At 33.6% G+C, this 21,180-nt stretch carries 13 protein-coding genes; 11 read left to right on the forward strand and 2 right to left on the reverse strand.

Annotated features, from left to right (window positions below; translation table 11 throughout):
* The 11 genes from PMI10_RS00010 to PMI10_RS00055 form a co-directional block, all read left to right on the forward strand.
* A partial coding sequence (locus PMI10_RS00010; RefSeq protein WP_007803090.1) for a FecR family protein occupies nucleotides 1–978 on the forward strand: 978 nt, incomplete at its 5' end.
* Between the two features lie 191 nt (nucleotides 979–1,169).
* Nucleotides 1,170–4,838 (forward strand): SusC/RagA family TonB-linked outer membrane protein, encoded by a 3,669-nt coding sequence (locus tag PMI10_RS00015; RefSeq protein ID WP_007803092.1) that lies wholly within the window; start codon nucleotides 1,170–1,172, stop codon nucleotides 4,836–4,838.
* Between the two features lie 12 nt (nucleotides 4,839–4,850).
* Nucleotides 4,851–6,326: a RagB/SusD family nutrient uptake outer membrane protein gene (locus PMI10_RS00020; RefSeq protein ID WP_007803093.1), complete on the forward strand. Its 1,476-nt coding sequence runs from the start codon at nucleotides 4,851–4,853 to the stop codon at nucleotides 6,324–6,326.
* A 15-nt stretch (nucleotides 6,327–6,341) separates the two neighbouring features.
* Nucleotides 6,342–7,205, forward strand: a complete 864-nt coding sequence (locus PMI10_RS00025; RefSeq protein ID WP_007803095.1) for a zinc-binding metallopeptidase — start codon at nucleotides 6,342–6,344, stop codon at nucleotides 7,203–7,205.
* A gap of 38 nt (nucleotides 7,206–7,243) precedes the next feature.
* Complete coding sequence (locus PMI10_RS00030; protein ID WP_007803097.1) at nucleotides 7,244–8,620, forward strand: DUF4302 domain-containing protein; 1,377 nt, start codon at nucleotides 7,244–7,246, stop codon at nucleotides 8,618–8,620.
* A gap of 1,506 nt (nucleotides 8,621–10,126) precedes the next feature.
* Nucleotides 10,127–14,146, forward strand: a complete 4,020-nt coding sequence (locus tag PMI10_RS00035; protein WP_007803099.1) for a two-component regulator propeller domain-containing protein — start codon at nucleotides 10,127–10,129, stop codon at nucleotides 14,144–14,146.
* A 334-nt stretch (nucleotides 14,147–14,480) separates the two neighbouring features.
* Nucleotides 14,481–16,067: a glycoside hydrolase family 43 protein gene (locus tag PMI10_RS00040; protein ID WP_007803101.1), complete on the forward strand. Its 1,587-nt coding sequence runs from the start codon at nucleotides 14,481–14,483 to the stop codon at nucleotides 16,065–16,067.
* A gap of 19 nt (nucleotides 16,068–16,086) precedes the next feature.
* The gene (locus PMI10_RS00045; protein WP_007803103.1) at nucleotides 16,087–16,224 is read left to right on the forward strand and encodes a hypothetical protein; all 138 of its coding nucleotides are present in this window, start codon (nucleotides 16,087–16,089) and stop codon (nucleotides 16,222–16,224) included.
* Between the two features lie 5 nt (nucleotides 16,225–16,229).
* Nucleotides 16,230–17,600 carry a glycoside hydrolase family 43 protein gene (locus tag PMI10_RS00050; RefSeq protein ID WP_007803105.1) on the forward strand — a complete coding sequence of 457 codons (1,371 nt, stop codon included), beginning with the start codon at nucleotides 16,230–16,232 and terminating at the stop codon, nucleotides 17,598–17,600.
* Nucleotides 17,601–17,633: 33 nt separating this feature from the next.
* Nucleotides 17,634–17,789: a hypothetical protein gene (locus tag PMI10_RS21980; protein WP_007803107.1), complete on the forward strand. Its 156-nt coding sequence runs from the start codon at nucleotides 17,634–17,636 to the stop codon at nucleotides 17,787–17,789.
* Between the two features lie 2 nt (nucleotides 17,790–17,791).
* Nucleotides 17,792–19,312, forward strand: coding sequence for a DUF5605 domain-containing protein (locus tag PMI10_RS00055; protein WP_007803110.1), 1,521 nt, complete (start codon nucleotides 17,792–17,794; stop codon nucleotides 19,310–19,312).
* Between the two features lie 280 nt (nucleotides 19,313–19,592).
* On the opposite strand, the gene PMI10_RS00060 is transcribed toward PMI10_RS00055, so the two are convergent.
* Both PMI10_RS00060 and PMI10_RS00065 read right to left on the reverse strand, forming a co-directional pair.
* On the reverse strand, nucleotides 19,593–20,009 hold the full coding sequence (locus PMI10_RS00060) for an ester cyclase (protein WP_007803113.1): 417 nt from the start codon (nucleotides 20,007–20,009) through the stop codon (nucleotides 19,593–19,595).
* Nucleotides 20,010–20,111: 102 nt separating this feature from the next.
* A complete protein-coding gene (locus tag PMI10_RS00065; RefSeq protein ID WP_007803115.1) occupies nucleotides 20,112–20,693 on the reverse strand; it encodes a Crp/Fnr family transcriptional regulator in 582 nt (193 codons plus the stop codon).
* Nucleotides 20,694–21,180 lie beyond the last annotated feature (487 nt).

The raw sequence follows: 21,180 nt of genomic DNA on the forward strand, positions 1-21,180 counted from the left end.
GATGCCAGACTTTTATTGCTGGCAATGAAAGTTCCTAATATTGTAATTTCTTCTTCCGAACTCAATACCGCATTACAATCAACATGGATTAAGATTGAAGAATTAGAAAATAGTAATAAATCCAATAAATATCATACTGTTAAATACTTAAAAAAGTATTGGTTTGCAGGAGTTGCAGCTGCTATGTTTTTTGCCTTTGTATCGGTTTGGTTTTATCAAAATCAATTTCGGGCCAATCATATTGTTTTGACTTATAAGGAACTTGTAAGCGATAATCATGAAGGACTTGTTGAGCAAACAAATAATTCTGACAAGCCGCAAGTAATTACTCTGTCTGATGGCAGTTCGGTTTTATTACAACCCAAAAGTAAATTAAGTTATCCTAAAATCTTTACCGGAAACGAAAGGAAGGTTTATTTATCCGGAGAAGGCTTCTTCGAAATTAGTAAAAATCCCCATAAACCTTTTTTAGTTTACGCAAACGAAATCATTACAAAAGTTGTTGGTACGAGTTTTCGGGTAAGAGCTTACCCGGATCAACCAAACGTTGAAGTACTTGTTCGTACCGGTAAAGTCAGGGTAATTTCAAACAAATTGGTTACAAATTCAGACCAGAAAAAAGAGGTTATTTTACTTCCCAATCAAGCCTTACGTTTCGTAAGAAGCAACTTAAATTTTGATAAGATAACAGATATTACAGAAGACAAGGCATTAGCCAGCAGTGTTGGTAATATTGAACAATTAAGTTTTGAATTTACTGATATTCCTATTGATCAGATTTTTAAAACAATAGAGCAGGCATATCTGATCAGAATTGATTTCCCTAAAGATAAATTAAAAGATTGTCATTTAACAACTTCGTTAAGTGATCAGCCATTATCAGAAAAACTTAAAATTATTTGTAAAAGTATTGGAAACGATACCAGTTTTGAAATGAATGGCAATCAAATTATAATAACCTCACAGGGCTGTTATTAAGTAATAATAAATCAAACGATATAATAATTTTAATAAAAACCAATTATTGCCTATGTGATAAAACTACAAAAAAAAGTGTCGAATGCGCTAACATCCGACACTTTATAAAATTAAATAACTCTCTGGAAAGAGTCATTTTATTGTGTTTCTAAAATACGCTTGAACAGTATTAATCAAAACAAATCAAATTTATGAAAAAATCAGTTGGTAAACAACGATTACTCTATCGAATCATGAAAATAACACTATTTCAGTTTGTCTTAGCACTTGTGTTTTCAAGTGTTACTTTGGCAAACAGTGTCAATGGGCAAAGAAAATTAGATACAAAAGTCACTATTGCAGTTGAAAATTTAAGTCTGGATAATGCGTTATCCAAGCTTGAAAAAGCTGCGAATGTAAAATTTTCGTATAATTCAAGATTACCACAGCTAAATCAAAAAGTTAGTATAAAGGCTAATCAGGAAACATTATCAAGTATTCTTAATCGAATCCTGAAACCATTGAATATTACTTATACAGAAATAAGCAATCAGATTATTTTGCAAAATAATCTAAAATTTGAAAGTCGTCCCGATCCTGTTATTAAAGGAAAAGTTACTGACCAAAACGGAGTGCCTCTATCAGGAGCCGTAGTAACGGCCAAAGGGACCAATACTTTTATATATACTGATTTTGATGGTAGTTTTTCTATCAAAATACCGGTGAATTGTCACCAGCTGGTTGTTTCTTATGTTGGAATGGGAACCAAAGAGGTTGAAGTAGAGGGTAGTGCTTTGTTAACGATAGTTTTAAATGAATTAGAACAAAGTTTAAAAGAAGTCGTAATTACAGGTTATGAAAAAACATCAAAAAGAACTTTTACAGGTGCTGTCAGTAAAATCCCTATTGAAGAACTTAAAGTTGACGGATTAGCTGATATAAGCAGAATGATTGAAGGAAAAGCGGCCGGGGTTACTGTACAGAATATTTCAGGAACATTTGGTACTGCTCCAAAAATTACGGTTCGTGGATCTTCTTCAATTTTTGGAGATACAAAACCATTATGGGTTATTGATGGTGTTGTTCAGGAAGATATTATTAATGTGTCTGTATCTGATTTGGCTTCAGGGAATTCTGCAACGTTATTAAGTTCTTCTGTTGCCGGAATAAATCCTAATGATATACAGAGCATTGAAATTTTGAAAGATGCATCTGCAACTTCGATTTATGGGTCAAGATCTTTAAATGGAGTTGTGGTTGTAACTACAAAACAAGGACGAAAAGACTCTCCATTAAAGATAACGTATTCATTAGACCAAACGACCAGAACAACACCTAATTATAGTCAGTATGATATTTTGAATTCAAAAGAAACAATGAGTATTTTGAAAGAAGTTGAAGCAAAAGGATTTTTAGATTTGCCTTCAACTGCTCAGGGACGTTATGGAGGAGTCTATAATATTTTAGCCAGAGGAATTAATACGTATGTTCCCGAAACAGACAGCTATTTAGTAAGTAATGATCAGGCTGGGCGCAATGCTTTTTTAAGAAAATATGAATTAGCCAATACAGATTGGTTTAAGGTACTCTTTAGACCTTCGATTGCCCAAAATCATTCATTAAGTTTTTCTAGTGGAGGAAAAAATAATGCGTTGTACGCTTCATTAGCCTATTATAGTGATCCGGGCTGGAGTGTTGCTGATCATGTAAAACAACTTTCATCAAACTTAAAAAGTACTTTTTATATTAATGATAAATTAAATATTACAATGACTACACAGGCTTCTGTAAGGAATCAGGGTGCTCCTGGAAGTTATGATACTGAAAAAGATACTTATTATGGAACGACAACCCGAAATTTTGATATCAACCCTTTTAAGTATGCCTTAAATACAAACAGGACTCTAAGACCTTACGATGACAATGGAAATTTGGAATATTACAGAAGCAATTGGGCGCCTTTTAATATTTTGAATGAACTTAAAAATAATTTCATGGAAATAGAGGTAAAAGATTTTCGTTTCCAAATGGATCTGGAATATAAAATTAATCCTTACCTGACTTATAACCTTGCGGGTTCAGCGCGTTATGCCAACACTAGCAGGGAACATAAAATTCTTGAAGATTCAAATATAGTTGGAGCTTATAATGCTGCAGAAACAACTGCTGTAAGAGATGCAAATATTTTTTTATATCAGGATCCAGATGATTTAACAGCTCCAAAAGTTGCCGTTCTTCCTAATGGTGGAATGTTAAGAAAATTTACAGATGATCTGACTTCCTATTATATAAGAAATAGCGTAAACTATAGACGTACTTTAAATTTTAAACATGAATTTGAAGGATTGTTTGGTACAGAGTTAAGGTCCATAAATAGAAATAGCGACAATTTTACCGCTTATGGGCTACAATATGACAAAGGCCTTACTGGTTTTACAGATCCAAGAATGTTGGAAAAAACTATTAATGAAGGAAATACGTATTTTGGATTTAATGCAGAAAGAGAAAGAACGGTAGGCTTTTTTGGAAAAGTGGGATATACCTACGATCGACGTTATACAGCATCAGTTACCGGACGTTATGACGGTTCAAACAGACAGGGTAATAATAATTCATCCAATTGGCTGCCAACTTACACTTTTAGTGGAAAATGGAACATGAAGGAAGAAAAATTTATGAAAGATGTTGAATCTATAAATAACTTAGCATTAAGAGCTTCTTACGGGCTTACAGCTACGGCAGGACCGGCTACCAATTCATTGGCAATTTATAAAAGTTTTATTACAGATCGTTTAAATCTTAGCGACAGAGAATCAGGTATTCGTATAGACCAATTGCAAAATGGAAATTTAACATGGGAAAAACAATTTGAAACCGACTTAGGTTTTGATCTTGGTATGTTCAATAACAAACTACAATTTACAACAGACGTATACAGCCGTAAAGCTTTTGATTTAGTTGATTATGTAGTAACATCAGGAATTGGCGGACAAACAATGAAACAAGGTAATAATGCCAATATGGAAACTAAAGGTCTTGAAATTAGCCTGTCGACTAAAAATATAACCACCAAAGATTTTAAATGGTCAACCAATTTTAATTTTTCTGTATATAATCAGAAAATTACAAAGTTAGAGAGCCAGGCATCAGCTTTTGATTTAATTGAAGGAACGGGAGGAAATACTGTTGGGCATCCCAGAAACTCTCTGTACTCTTATCATTTTACAGGATTAAATAATCAGGGTTTGCCAACTTTTGTAATGAAAGACGGGCAATTGGATAACATTGCCGGAGCAAATTTTAATGATAGTGATAATGTAACCAAATATTTAAAATATGAGGGCTCAATAGAGCCTAATAAATCTTTTGGACTTTCGAATACTTTCACTTACAAAAATTGGTCATTATACGTTTTTGTCGTTGCATCAGGAGGGAATAAAGTACGTTTGAATCCTGTTTATTCCAGTCAATATGATGACTTAACTGTTTTTACAAAAGATTTTACCAATCGTTGGATCAATCCCGGAGATGAAAATAATACCAATGTACCCGTAATAGCAGATAAAGCTTTGATTAATAATTATAGTGCTGAGTCAAAATCATTGGCAATTGCTTATAACACATACAATTTCTCAGATGTACGTATTGCAGATGGGGATTTTGTCAGATTAAAAAATGTATCCTTAAGTTGGGAATTCCCGAGAGCTTTCAAGCAAAAAATAGGGGTAACAAATTTTACATTAAAAGGATCAGCAATTAATCCATTATTAATTTATTCCGATAAAAGATTAAACGGTCAGGACCCTGAATTTCGTAATGCGGGAGGTGTAGCATTGCCAATTACAACTCAATATACATTTACTTTAAACATTTCATTATAATCTATAAATAGTATGAAAAAAATAAAAATTATACTGGCATTATTACTACTTGTAAGTATTAGCAGCTGTGATGAATTTCTTTCTGAAACCCCCGATAACAGGACACAAATAGATACACCGGAAAAAATTTCTGAATTGCTGGTTTATGCTTATCCTGATGCATGTTATATGGAGTTTGCCGAAACCATGACCGACAATGTCTTTGATAGTGGTGATCCCGGATTATTTAGAGTTATGAATTCGGAAAACTACAACTGGGAAATGAACAATAGTAATGATATTGACTCTCAGGCCTATTATTGGAAAGCCTGTTATACTGCAATTGCCCATGCTAATAAAGCACTTCAGGCTATTGAGGAGCTGGGCAGTCCTGCAAGCCTCAATCCGCAGAAAGGAGAGGCTTTGATTGCGAGGGCTTATGCACATTTTATGTTGGTTTCATTTTGGTCTAAACGTTATGACCCGGCTACTGCTGATACAGATTTGGGGATACCATATGTAACAGAACCTGAAGATGTATTGATCAAAAAATACAAAAGAAATTCTATGAAGGAAGTTTTTGACTATCTTGAAAATGATATAGAAGAAGGGTTAAAATACGTTACCAATGATTACAATCAGCCTCAATTCCATTTTAATAAAGAGGCAGCGAAAGCTTTTGCATCACGTTTTTACCTGATAAAAGGAAATTGGAACAGAGTTATTGAACTTACAGATCAATTAGCAGCTAATCCGGATGGAAAACTAAGGGATTATCCATCTTATCTGAATCTTGATTATGATACTCAGGTAAAAATTTATGCAGAGCCAACTCAGGAAACAAATTTATTGATTGCCTCAGCGACATCTTATTATTCAAGATCTTTTTATCAAAACAGGTTTCAGCTCACGTCAACCAGAATGAACGAAATTTTAGGTTCCGCAACCAATATTTTTAATAAACTATGGATTTATCAAATCTTAAGTTACAATGGTAATACAGTATTTGTACCCAAATTTAATGAATATTACAAATATACAAATGCCAATGCAGGTGTTGGTTATGCATATGTTGGAATGGTATTATTCAGTAATGATGAATTCTATTTGAATAGGATAGAAGCACTTGTAATGGCAAACAGAATAGATGAAGCCAGAGCAGCATTGCAATATTTTATTGGAATACGAACAGAGGAATACGATCCGGCAACCGATATTTTAACTGATGAATCAATAGTTGCTAAATATCCTGTAATCCAAAATGAATATACCCCTTTTTATGCTTTAACTGATTTACAAACATCATACATAAAGGCTATAGCTGAGTTCCGCAGGAGAGATTTTATACAGGAGGGCATCAGATGGTTTGATATTAAACGATTTAATTTAGAGATTGAACATGAAATATACAATGAACCAACAAATATTCTGACTAAAGATGACAATCGCCGGGCATTACAAATACCACTTCAGGCATCATTAAACGGTATCGAAAAAAATCCTAGATAATTTAATATCAAGCATATGAAAATAGTAAAACAATATACAATGGCATTTTTGGCGTTAGCCGTAATTGCTTTCGCAGGATGTTCACATGAGGATTTGTCTGGAGATAGTGAATTAGATGTCACAAATCCTCCTCAATCAACGTTAGATAATTGGATTACGGCTAATTATTTAAATCCTTATAACATAAATGTTCAATACAAATGGAACCAGAATGCCGTTGATGTTAATCGCTACCTGTATCCGCCTCAGGAAGAAAAAGTACAGCCCGTTTTAGAAATTATACAAAAAATATGGCTGGATAGTTATACAACAATTGCCGGTCCTGATTTTGTAAAGAAAATTGCTCCCCGTGAAATTGTAATGGTTGGGGGAATGAATCTGGATTTAACCGGAAATATTATTTTGGGTTTGGCAGAAGGCGGGCAAAGAGTAACACTTTTTGAAACTGATAATGTAGATGTTACAGACAGGGAAAATGTAAAACGATTTATCCATACGATACAACATGAATACATTCATATTTTGAATCAGCATAAACCATATGATGAAAAATCGATGGCAAAAATAACACCATCCGGTTACACGGCAAACTGGTATAGTACCTCAGATCAGGATGCTAATGAAGAAGGGTTTATTACAGCCTATGCAAAATCGAATATTAATGAGGATTTTGCTGAAATGGCTTCTGTTATGCTAACTAATTCTAAAGATGAATACGAGGCCTTTTTGGCTGGTATACAGAGTGAAACAGCTGTTGCTGCGATAAGAGCGAAAGAAGCTATTGTTGTCAAATATTTCAAAAAAGAGTTCAATCTGGATTTTTATGCTTTAAGGGATGAAGCAGAAAAAAATACTACAGCAGTATTAAATGGAAATTAAACTAATTGAGGTTAGGTTAACTTAAAAAAGAAAACATTATGAAAATAAAAAATATATTTAAGTTTCTGATTATTGCTTTTCTGGCAACACAATTAGAAGCCTGCGACCAGAATGAAGCAGAACAAAAATTTGATAAGACGCCAACGGAAAGAATAAATGCCCAAAAAAAAGAGCTTAATGATGTCTTACTTTCGTCTGAATATGGATGGAAGGCAGTTTATTTTACAGATAATACACAACTTGGCGGATTTACGCATTTGTTTAAATTTTCTGCTGACGGAAAAGTAGCTATGGCATCTGATTTTGACAGCGATACCAATATTTATAACAGTGATTACAGTATTGAGATAGGAAGCACAGTTAGTTTATTATTCTCTACCAAAAACAGAATACACCTGTTATCGGATTCAAATAATTATCCTACGGAGGCATTAAAAGGTAAAGGATACAAAGGAGACTTTCAATTTTTATATTACGGACAGGAAAATGGTGAAATAATTTTTAAAACTAAACGTAGTTTTCAGGAATTGCGCTTCGTAAAAGCAACAGCTGAAGATTGGACAGATCTGGAACTACATACTGAAATGGGCCAAAATGTAAAAGGTTCAGATAAGCGCCCTCTTTTTAGATTTTTGGAAATTAATGACGGTACCGAGATTCATAAATTAGATTTTAATTATGGTTCAAATACTCGATTTGCAACTGCAAATTCTGTAGAACAGGGTTACAGTATAAGTTATAATATGGGTATTGCTTTCACAAAAACAGGTATTATTGTAAGTCCGGCTTTAGTAGTCAACAATCAGGAATTAACTGAATTTATTTATGATGATAGTACCGGGGATTTTACTGCAACCGGTACAGATGGAGTGAGTGCTGTAATTAAATATAGTACAAAACCTTTGATTTTAACGGATGATTATCAATTGCTGTTACCCGGAGGCGGAAATAATGTCTATGCTTATATGCGTGGTCTTACAGAATCTGATGCACAAAACTCCCCATTGTTTTTATCTTTATTAGAAGACATAGAGAAAGCCAGTGGAGTACCGCTTATAAGAGCACAGCTTTGGTTTAATAATGCTGATGGGACTAATTATATAGAATACAGAAGATCTGTTGACGACGAAACTGAACAAAGGTATTATCACTACTTTACTGTAAAAGCAGATGATGTAAACAAAACCGTTACATTTATTCCGGGTGTTTGGAAATCAGGTATTGCACCCGCCGGGGCTTCAGGTATGGATCCAGAAGGACCGGCGATCCCGCGTCCATCTTTCTTAAAAGCGCTTGATGATGAATTTATGAATCCTAATGGTCTTTATTTTACAGAGATACCGACTATTGGCTATAGAGGTTATACTTTTACAAGTACAACAACTCCTTTTAGAATGGTTGCTTCCTTTCTTTAAAAATTTAATTTAAGCACGATTTAAAAAGAAAAACACCATGAATTTTGTTGTCAGGACAATGCTGATTAGATTGGAGAAGAACTTCCAAAACAAAATCGGTAACACTCTTGACGAGGAAAATTATGCTCTGATATAAAACGATCCGCGTTATACCATTATTTGTCCGGTAAACGCGAGATCAAACAATCCCAATTCTGGTAGAGTGCCTACTATTTTTAAAAGCCGTCTCAATCTAAAATTTGAGACGGTTTTTTCATATAAAACCGTGGTAATGTATCAATTGTATTGTTTTTGTTTTTCAAAACTAAAAGATATTGATAATCAGTACTTATTAAATAAATTTTACTTTAAAGGATGAGTATTGAAATACACGTTTAACATACGAAATCGTCTTAGAATTGATATTTCCTCAAAATAACTTAAAATTACTAATTATGAGAATAGCAATGTTTATAATTTTCGTTCTGGTTGTTATCCTGATTTGTGACGATAACGACTATACCAAACACAATTAAACTAACAAAAAAATGGCTAAAATAACTACTTTAGATAATTCCAGGAAAAGCCGTTGCTCTTGCTTTGTTATCTAAATAATGTTACTTTCTTTAATGGACTATTATCAACTATAATAAACAACTTTCAAAGACTATTTAATTGTGGAAAGTTTTTTATGGTACGCATTTCCTGTTCTTAGCCTATAATTGCAACAAATAAGGTAGCTTTTTGATACAAAAGGATACCGTAGAATAAAGAAGTTTTAATGATGTTTGCATATACAATTTTTTATTGCATGACAAGCTAAATAGAAATGGTGTTTTTTTTTAATATTGACTTCTAACTTATGATAAGAAACGCATTCATTATCATTTTAACAGAAGTCTTATTTGAATTAATAAGTTTTACTCTCCGCCGATAGATTGGTAAGGATTTTGAAATTATAGAGACATCTGCTTCTTTGCTGTAGAATTAATGTAAAGAAGGAGCTGAATTGAGCCCTCTCCTAATATACATTAAACATGACAATTTTTAAGTTGAATGGTTAAATTTAAGTTAGTTTGCTTTTAAACTAGGGAGTTTTTATAGTCTCCCTAGTTTTTTGTTACTATTTTTGAGTTTTGACAGATAGCATTTGCTTAATTATTTGTTGGATAAGCTTATACATGAATTAGGAATTAAAAAAAGGTCTGATGTTACTTTGGTGTAAATGGCAAGGCAGATAGATAAAAAACATTTGTTATATTTGAATGTTAGCAGAGTCAAAAGAGATACAAATGAAAAGAAAATCCAAAAGTGTCCTTTTTAGATAAAAATTAATGCTGTCAGTTTTACAATCGCTCCTTATGAATCTGAGTTTATTGAAATAAAGCAGGATACAAAAGTTTCCTGATCAGAAGAATAAAATGTTTATCATATTTATTTAGAGAAATAAAATCCTTTTAAATACAGAAAAAATTCAGCTTACATATTTTTGCCCATCTACTCTAATTTTCTATTGACCATTTTAGTATGAAAAAAAATCTAAGACAAATCTGCATACATGTACTCGTAATATTTTGGATTGTTTCTTTTCAAAGTATTATAGGGCAGTCGTCCTATGTTTTTCATCATTTAGAAACTAATGAAGGTCTTTCAAATAATAATGTAAAAACTATTCTGAGAGATAGTTACGGATTTCTTTGGATAGGAACAGAGTCTGGACTAAATAGATATGACGGATACGGATTTAAGGTTTATAAAATGCATCCCGGTGTATCTAATGCTCTGTCTTCAAATATTATAGTTGAATTGCAGGAAGATGGCCTGGGTAATATCTGGATAGACTTAGGATATTCTTACATGGTATATAAAAGAGATAAAGATTCCTTTTCAGATACAAAACTGTTGTTGCTCAATCTGGGGATAGAGGCAGATTTTAATGCCAGAGTTTTTGTCGATAAAAATCGTAATCTCTGGGTACTAAACAAAAAGAAGGTGTTTTTTTATAATATTAAGAAAAAAAAGACTTCTGTATTCCAATTAAAGACTCCTTTAAAAGAAGAAATTTCCATTACTGATAGTGGTAAATTTCTGTACGCAATTCAAAATGATTCAGGGATCTGCTGGAAACTGAATAAAAATTCAGGGGTTTTAACCTTCATAGAATTACCTGACTTTATAAAACAGAATGCTATTAATGCCACTAATATAATTTATATAGACAGCAATAACGGGCTGTGGATTTGTTCGGATAAAAGTGAACAGGTTTTTTACAAAAAGAACTCAATTGAAGAGTGGAAAAGATTAGAATTGCCTTCAAAATTAAAAACTGAAGCCAATCATATAACAAGTATTATCGAAAATCAGCCGGGACAAATCTGGATAGGAACAGACCACAAAGGATTGTTTATCTACGACAAAGGAAAAGATTTGTTTAAAAATGTGGTATCTGATCCATGGGTTGAGACAGGCCCATCATCGAACAGTGTGAGGTGTCTGTACAAAGACAACAATGAGACGGTCTGGATTGGATACGATAAAAAGGGACTTTCGTTTTATCATGAAAGTTTCCGGAATTTTATCAATTTCCGACACCCTGAATGTTCCGATATTATGTCTATAATGGAAGACCATCATGGAAATATTTGGTTGGGAACAGATGGAAACGGACTATATATAAAAGAAAAGAACTCAGAGACCATTAGGAAACTCCCGGTTCCAAACATCGCGATAATATCTTTACTGGAAGACAGGAAAAATCGTATTTGGATTGGGGCCTATCAAAAAGGACTTTTTTGTTATGAAAATGGCAAAATGATCCAGTATACTACAAAGAACAGCAAAATAACCAGTAATAGTATTTGGAATTTAAAAGAAGACAGGTATGGAAATCTATGGATAGGATCATTAGGTGGCAAAATTCAGGTATTACAATCAGACTCGGATGATTTTAATGCTGTGATTACCCCATTTGATGATATTGTTTATGCGTTGGATATGTCTTATGATGGCGGTGATAAAATGTATGTTGGTACTGTATTTGGCCTTTTGATAATTGATATTACGAATTATAAAAAGACTTTGTATCTTGGCAATAAGAAAGGAAATCAAACTTTCCCCCAACCTCTGATTTCAAATGTCTATAAAGATAAACGTGGCATTATATGGTTAGGCAGTAATGAAGGGCTGACGATCTGGAATCAAAAAAAAGACACTATTTATTATTTTAATAAAGAAAATGGGTTATGTGATAATTCAATTAAAGGTATAACAGAAGATAATCTCAATAATATTTGGGTAACAACAAGTAATGGGCTTTCAATACTTACTGTTACGCCGGCATCAAACGGAGGATTTACTTTTTCAAGTAAAAATTACTCAGTCAAAGATGGCCTTATGAATAATTATTTTAATGATCGCGCTGTTTGCAAACTACAAAATAGTGATATTCTGCTTGGTAGTGTGGAAGGATATACTATTTTGAATCCGAATAAAATGTCTGAAAAAGACCAATCTACACCAAAAGTTATATTTACTGAATTGACAGTTGGGAATAATACTATTCAGGTCGACTCCTATTATGATGGACGCAAATTGCTCGACCACCCAATGCAATTAACTTCCGAGTTAAATTTCAGGCATGATGACAAACTTATTTCCTTACAGTTTACAACTGGAAATTTACTGAATGCTGATAAAGTAAAATATATTTATCAAATAGAAGGCTTTGATACACAATGGGTGCCTACTCAAAAAAATAAAATAGTAATATCTTCACTTCCAACCGGTAATTACAGACTTTTAATAAAAGCACGTAACGGTGATGGTGTTTGGAACAATGTCCCTACAGAATTATTTATAAATGTAATGCCTCCTTTCTATTTTTCAATTTGGGCTTTTATCATATATGCAATTTTAATTATTAGTGCGGTGACATTTTATGTTCGCAGAACAAAAGAAAAGCATGTTATAAAACTGGAACAGCAGCGTATGCAAATGGATCATGAGAAGGAGATACATATTAATGAGATAAAATTAAGGTTTTTTACCAATATCAGCCATGATTTGCGTACACCACTTACGCTCATTATTACCCCTTTGCAGATTTTATTGAAAGATGCAGCCAACGAAAGCATGAGAAAAAAGTTGAGTGTAATGTATAAAAATGCACAACAGCTAATGGCATTAATAAACTCACTGCTTGATTTTCATAAACTGGATGTTGGTGTAGAAAGACTGAATTTAAAGTCCGGTGATTTTGTTAGTTTTATTAATGAAATTTACAATTCATTTTGTATTTATGCAGAAGAACGTAATATTAATTTATTGTTGTTCACAGATATAGAAAGTTTAACAATGTCATTTGACCGGGATAAAGTTCAAAAAATACTTACCAATATACTTTCAAATGCATTCAAGTATACTTTAGACGGCGGTACTATCCGCATCCATATAAAACGAGTGAATGATACTGTTTCTGTAAGTGTTTCCGACACAGGATCCGGTATTAGCAATAAAGAGAAAGAACATATTTTTGAACGGTTTTATCAGGCTCAGCAAGAACAGGAAAAAACCGGGGCAGGTATAGGATTACATATTGTACATGAATATGTCAATCTTCACGGAGGAACTATAAATGTTACAGATAATGTGCCGCAGGGTAGTATTTTTACCTTTCAGATTCCAATCAGAATGGCTGATTTAGGCACAGTAGAAGAGTATCCAAGAGAAAATATTTCAGACGAATTTGCTATTGAGGAAGAGGAAGGAACAAATATCATTACAAATAAAAAAATATTATTATTTGTAGATGACAACAATGACTTTTGTGAATTTATTAAAGATAATCTTGAGGATGAATATTATGTAATAACTGCCAATAATGGAGAAGAGGCCCTGCAATTGCTGCATAAGTTTAACGTAACCATTATTGTAAGTGATGTAATGATGCCTGTTATGAACGGAATAGAGCTTTGCAGACAAATAAAAACTAATATTTATTGGTCTCATATTCCGGTTATCCTATTGACGGCACGTACCGCTGAAGAACATGTAATGGAAGGTCTGGAACTTGGCGCTGATGATTATATAACCAAACCTTTTAATTTTATTTTGCTAAAACTGCGCATTCAGAAATTTGTAGAATGGACAGAGAAAAGTCATGTCTCGTTTAGTCAAAAGTTAGATGTTTCTCCTGCAGAAATTACCATTACCTCTTTGGATGAAGCTCTGATAGCCAAAGCTATTAAGGTGGTAGAAGAACATATAAGCGACATTGAGTTTTCTGTTGAAGCCCTTAGTATAGCTTTAGGTCTTAGTCGTGGTCATTTATACAAAAAATTAATTGCCATTACCGGTAAAGGACCAATCGAATTTATTCGAACCATACGATTAAAACGCGGACGCCAGCTTCTTGAAAAAAGCCAAATGCAAATTGCCGAAATAGCATATGAAGTAGGGTTTAATTCCCCAAAAAGATTTGCCAAGTACTTTCGGGAAGAATTTGGGTCCTTACCTTCTGAATATCTGCGCATATATAAACAGCAATAAGATCTGTTGGGAGGAATTATAAATGCCTATTCCTAAAAAAGTGATACAGGATTAAATAACAAATATAAGTACAGTTTTAGAGAGTAGTAAGCTTAGGTTTACTACTTTTTTTTTGATACTACTTATTTTTAACCTGGTCAATGAATTATACTATTTCCAAATCTTATTGATATAATTCCATAAATTTTAGATTGATTTATAAATGTTGATATAGGTTTTTCATTTAATACAATTGGCGCACTCTTTCGATACAAAAAGAAACGTTGTATGGTATTGTTTTCTTGTTATTTTGTTTACTGAAACCATTTATATACTATTGACCAATTTTTAAATTATGAAAAAAAATAATAAGCTTATTTTAGGCTTCTTAGTTTTGCTTGTTCAGGCCGTTGCTTTGGCGCAAGCCCAAAATCCATTAATTTTTGCTGATGTGCCTGATATGTCTATGATCAGGGTTGGTAAAAATTATTATATGAGCAGTACCACGATGCACATGAACCCGGGTGTGCCCATTATGAAATCTACAGATCTTGTCAATTGGAAAATCATCAACTATGCCTATGATACTTTGGCAGATCTGCCGGCGCTAAATTTGACAGAAGGAAAAAATATATATAGCAGAGGTTCATGGGCAAGTAGTTTGCGCTACCACAAGGGGATGTATTATGTAACCACTTTTGCACATGACATACCAGGTGAAACCTATATTTTTAAAACAAAAGATATAGAAAAAGGAAACTGGGAAAGAGTTTCTTTTAAGCCATCCCTCCATGACCATTCCTTGTTTTTTGATGATGATGGCAAGGTATATTTAATTTATGACGCAGACAGGCTTAAAATTGTTGAATTAAATGATGATCTGACAGGAGTTAAACAAGGCGTTCCGGAGAGAGTTCTCATCGAAAAAGCCAGCGCACCAACAGGGAAAGAAGTAGGCCTTGGAGCTGAAGGATCTCAATTGTTTAAAGTAAAAGGGAAATATTATCTATTTAATATTTGCGCGCCACGCGGTGGAATGCGAACTGTAATTATACATAGGGCAGATAATATCAACGGTCCCTGGGAAGGAAAAGTTGGCTTACAGGATAGAGGAATTGCTCAGGGAGGATTGATAGACACTCCCGATGGGCGTTGGTTCTCTTATCTTTTCCGCGATTTTGGGGCTGTTGGCCGCGTTCCTTATCTCGTTCCCGTAAAGTGGGAAGACGGTTGGCCTGTATTAGGAGAAAACGGCAAAGTCCCGGAAACATTAGACCTGCCAGCCAGTAAAGGTTTGATTCCGAACTTGGTTGCTTCTGATGAATTCAATCGAAAAAAAGGACAGGCAGCACTTTCTTTAGTATGGCAATGGAATCATAATCCGGATAACAAACTTTGGTCAATAAAAGAAAGAAAGGGATATCTCCGACTAAAAACAGCCAGAATTGATACCGTATTTACGCAGGTAAGAAATATACTTACGCAACGTACAATTGGCCCAACATGTACTGGTTCAATTTTATTGGATGTTTCCAAAATGAAGGAAGGTGATTTCGCAGGATTATGTGCCTTTCAAAAAAAATACGGACAGGTTGGAGTGAAGGTCGAAAATGGTCAAAAGTCGATAGTAATGGTAAGTGCCGGTTCGGGTAAACCTGTAGAAATACAGCAAGTTCCTTTGACACAAAATTACGTTTATTTAAAGATTGATTGCGATTTTACCGGTATGAACGATGAAGCTAATAACCTTTACGCTCTTAATGGGAAAGACGAAGCTAAATTCTCGTACAGCTTAGATGGAAAAGTGTGGAATCCTATTGGGAATATATTGAAAATGAAATATGACATCCCGCATTTTATGGGGTATCGTTTTGGCTTGTTTAATTATGCAACCAAAAATACTGGCGGATATGTAGATTTTGATTGGTTTAGAATTAAATAGTAAGATAAATAAATTGCGGATGCTTGCTGGTCAGAGCGTCGTTATGTATAATGACAAGAATGATAAAGAAACCTACACGACAACCATGAAAGTTTCTAAAAATGAAGAATTATCAATAACTATCCAGCCGAACGGAGGATTTTTATTAACTAAATAACTAAAATGAAACATACCTATAAACTTATAGCGACACTTATAGCTATCATAAATTGTTCTATTGGAGAAGCACAAAATCCTATAGTGCAGACCAAATATTCGGCAGATCCGGCACCAATGGTACATAACGGGACAGTATATCTGTATACAAGCCATGATGAAGACGATGCCAATGCCGACGGCAAGGGTTTTAAAATGCTCAATTGGTCACTTTATACATCAACCGACATGGTCAATTGGACAGACCATGGAATAGTTGCTTCTCTAAAAGATTTTAGTTGGGCAAAGCAGGATAATGGTGCCTGGGCAGTTCAGTGTATTGAACGAAATGGTAAATTTTATTTATACTGTCCCATGCATGGCGGAAATATAGGAGTTTTAGTTTCAGATAGTCCTTATGGTCCATTTAAAGACCCTATTGGCAAGAAACTTATCAATCATCATCCCTGGAACGATATTGATCCTACTCCCTTTATTGATAAAGATGGCCAGGCGTATTTGTTTTGGGGAAATCCCGGCTTGTATTACGTAAAGCTGAATAAGGACATGATATCCTGTTCGGGTGAAGTTAAACAAATACCCAATACTTTGGAATCTTTTGGTAAACGCGAAGGAGAAAAAAATGATATAAGACCTACCACTTATGAGGAAGGACCATGGCTGTATAAACGCAATAGTCTGTATTATTTATTTTTTGCCGCAGGGCCAATATCGGAACATATTGGTTATTCAACCAGTAAAAGTATAACAGGACCCTGGAAATATCAAGGTGTCGTCATGCCTACACAAGGAAATTCTTTTACCAATCATCCCGGTATAATTGATTTTAAGGGAAAAAGCTATTTTTTCTACCACAATGGTGCATTGCCGGGAGGCGGCGGTTTTACCCGTTCAGTTTGTGTAGAAGAAGCCAGGTTTAATAAAGATGGTTCGATCATGCAAATGAATATGACAGAAGGTATTAAACAGAGTTTAAATCCATTAAATCCTTATGTCAAAACGGAAGCTGAAACCATTGCCTGGTCTGAAGGAGTAAAGTCGATGGAAGATAATGTGGCCGGCACTTTTATTACGGCAAAATACAATGACGCTTTTATCAAAGTAAAAGAGGTGGATTTCCGTAAAGGTGCTTCGAAATTCACGACAAGAATCGGCACAACGCACAACGGAAATGTTTCAATGGAGATACGATTGGACTCTAAAAATGGAGAGTTGCTCGGAACCGTAAATGTACCAATGACGGTAGGCAATGACAAATGGGCATCGCAGACAATTGATATTAAAAAAGTTTCAGGAATTCACGATTTGTATTTTGTTTTTAAAGGAGAAGCCAAGACCAATATACTGTATTTTGATTATTGGAAATTCTTAAAATAATTTTCACAAAAAAAAGCAATCTGCTGTCTAAAAATGAAATTGGCCAAAGCAGACCACGATGTTTTTGAAGATCCAAACCGTATCTGTTTTGAATTAGGAGTCTCTTTGGGATATGTTTCTGATGTTAAAAATAAGGATGCCCGTACCGAAGGAATGTCATATGGAATGATATTTATTAAACAATTATAATTATGCGTAGATTAATACTATTATTGACAGTCTCTTTATCTTTTTTGAGTATTTCGGCTCAAAATAAAGTTGAAAAATGGCGTATTTATGAGATCATTCTTAATGGTTATTCAAAAGGTAATCCGTTCACTGATGTACAGCTAAGTGCTAAATTTACAAATGGTGAGAATATAAAAACAGTTTCAGGTTTTTATGATGGAAATGGGATATATAAAATCCGTTTTATGCCACAAGCGACAGGTGCCTGGACTTATATCACATCAAGCAATTTAAAGTCACTTAATAATAAAAAAGGCAAATTTGAATGTTTTTCAAACATCAACAGTAATCACGGGCAAGTAGTAGTAAAAGATACTTTTAATTTTGCTTATTCAGACAATAAGGCATATTACCCTTTTGGTACGACCTGTTATGCATGGGTTCATCAGGGAGATAGTCTTGCCCAATTAACATTGAAAACCCTTGCTAATGGATATTTCAATAAAATGCGCATGTGTATTTTTCCTAAAGACTACGATTGGAATAAAAACGAGCCACTCTTGTATCCTTTTGAGGGAAAGCCTTTAACTGATTGGGATTACACGAAATTTAACCCTGCATATTTTCAGAATATTGAGAAAAGGATAGCGCAATTGGATTCACTTGGCATCGAAGCCGATTTAATTGTTTTTCATCCTTACGACCGTTGGGGGTTTCAAAAAATGGACAGAAAAACCGATGATTTATATATCAATTATATTATTGCCCGCTTTGCTGCCTATAAAAATGTATGGTGGAGTCTGGCTAATGAATATGATTTTATGAAATCTAAGAAGACGGACGATTGGAACCATTTTATTGAGTTATTTGCCGAAAAAGACCCCTACAATCACTTGCTTTCAATACACAATGGAGCTAACCTCTATGACCACACAAATCCCTTGATAACACATGTGAGCATACAGAATGATGACACCTATAAAGCAAAGGAATTAAGGACAAAATATAAAAAACCAATAGTTTATGATGAATGCCGGTACGAAGGAAATATTAATTGGCCGTGGGGGAATTTAACAGGTCAAGAGATGGTGAACAAATTTTGGCGTGGTGTTGTAAATGGAGGCTTTGTTGGGCATGGAGAAACTTATGTTACTGAAAATCCCGTTAAATGGGGATATGAATCGCAAGATATTTTGTGGTGGTCAAAAGGGGGAGTTCTCAGAGGGCAAAGTCAGGAAAGGATTAAATTTTTAAGAAATATAATTGAATCTGCCCCAGGATATTTAACACCTATTATCAATACGGAATTTTGGGTACCCTATTCATATGTTGCTTTTAAAGATGAATATTTTTTGCACTATTTTAGTGTTGACCAGTCACGCAGCCAAATTGTATATTTACCCGAAAATTCAAAATATAAAATTGAAATTATCGATGCATGGGATATGACAATTACGCCTGTTAAGGGAGAATTTAGTGGGAAAAATTTAATTCAGCTTCCACAAAAACCTTTTACAGCATTGCGTATCACTAAAATAATGTGATTAGTTTTTATTTGATTACTTAACTATTTAATAAAGAAAATTTGTTGCATTATGAAAATAGGAACTAATGAAGGGTTAAGTCAAAAAGTTGTGGGAAAACAAAAAAACTCCTTAATTTCTTAAGGAGTTTCCTGGTGGAATGTTAGGGACAGCAATCGAACACTTAATACCAATTTGACATTTTTTTGAAAATATAAAATGGATGCTAAAAACTATCCGCCATGTCATAGAAGTTTATTTTTGAACCCTATGCTTATTATCTTGCCATTTTATCAGAATATTATTTATTTGTAGGGACTGCTCCAATTTGTTGCAATAATGCTAATAAATCAGGTTGTCCATATTCTTCTGTAATCTGATTATTAGTAAGACGATAAAAATTAGTAGCTTGTACTTTAATGCTCTTTCCAGTTGGAGGAACCCCAAAAAAAGTTCCTTTATGTGTACCAGTCATTGTAAAACGAATAGCAGATTTATCGTTTTCTGAGATTATTTCTTCTAAATGCCACTGGATATCAGGAAATCCTTCACGCATCATCAAAATAGTTTTCAAATATCCTGCTGGACCAATAAGAGGCTCTACTTGACCTGGCGTATAAAATTTTGCTGTTGGATTAATAAGTTGTTGTGCTAAATTTTCATCAGCAGTATTAATAAATTCAACAAATTGTTTAAAGAAATTTTTGTGATTTGTCATTTTTCCATTTTTAAAATTTATAATGTAAATGTACAATGGCAATTTGCGGTGAACCAATAAACAATCTTAAGAAATTGCCTTAATATAGATTAAGAGTAAAAACTATTTAATATGTGTTTCACTACGAATTTTACTAAGAAATTCAGGTGTAATACCAAGATAAGAAGCTATTTGAGTATTAGGCAATCTTAATGCAAGTTGTGGATATTGTTCCAAAAAATCTAAGTAACGTTGATTTGCACTTGAGCTAATATTTTGTAATAAACGATTTTGGAGCTCAATAAATTTTTCTTCAATAATAACCCTGAAATTTCGATCAAATTTCGATACATTAACGAATAAGTAAAGTAAGTCTTGTTTTTCAATTTGCAGGATAAAAGAAGGTTCAATTGCTTCAATAAACAGTTTGCTTGGTTTTTCTGAGTAGAAACTTCCTAAATCTGCTATCCACTCATTTTCGACCGCAAAACTAATATTGTGTTCACAGCCTTTTTCATCTACACTATACATTTTAAAACAACCCTTAACTACAAATGTATAATGTTTGCAAACAAAGTTTTCCTGCAAAATCATTTGTCTGCGCTTGATTTGTCGCTGTGTCGTCCTTTTGTCTAATAATGAACTTTCTTCCTTATTTAACGGAAGATAATTTTTAAAATTTTCGATGATGGGCTGTGCAGTCAATTTCTATTTTTTTCGTTTGGTCTTTTACTTGTTAATAACATTAGGCTTGTCGAAGTGATGAAGTTAAAGATATAATGTTTTAATTTAATATTTCTGTTTCCATTTTTTTACAAACCTTGATTAAGTAGCTGTTTTTTAATATGTTAAAACCATAAAAATACACTTTCATTACAATCAATCAAAAACAAAGATAAATATTGGGGAGGAATTTTATTCTGATACATATGTACAGTATTTGAAAAACAAAAATACAAAATTTAATACGCATAAATTTGCGCGGTATTGATTGATTTTTATTTGCCTTGTAGATTTGCAGACATAAAATATAAACATTATGCTAAAATTTCAAATTTTTGATTAATTAGGTATCGTATATGAGTATCAAGGAGCTTGTTGATTATCATAAAACCATCATGCGTCGCTGTTTACTTCAATTCCTCTGCTGCCGCACGAATCCTTTCGTGTGGCTTGCTTTACTCACAACTGT

The organism is Flavobacterium sp. CF136, from assembly GCF_000282055.1.
Classification (GTDB): domain Bacteria; phylum Bacteroidota; class Bacteroidia; order Flavobacteriales; family Flavobacteriaceae; genus Flavobacterium.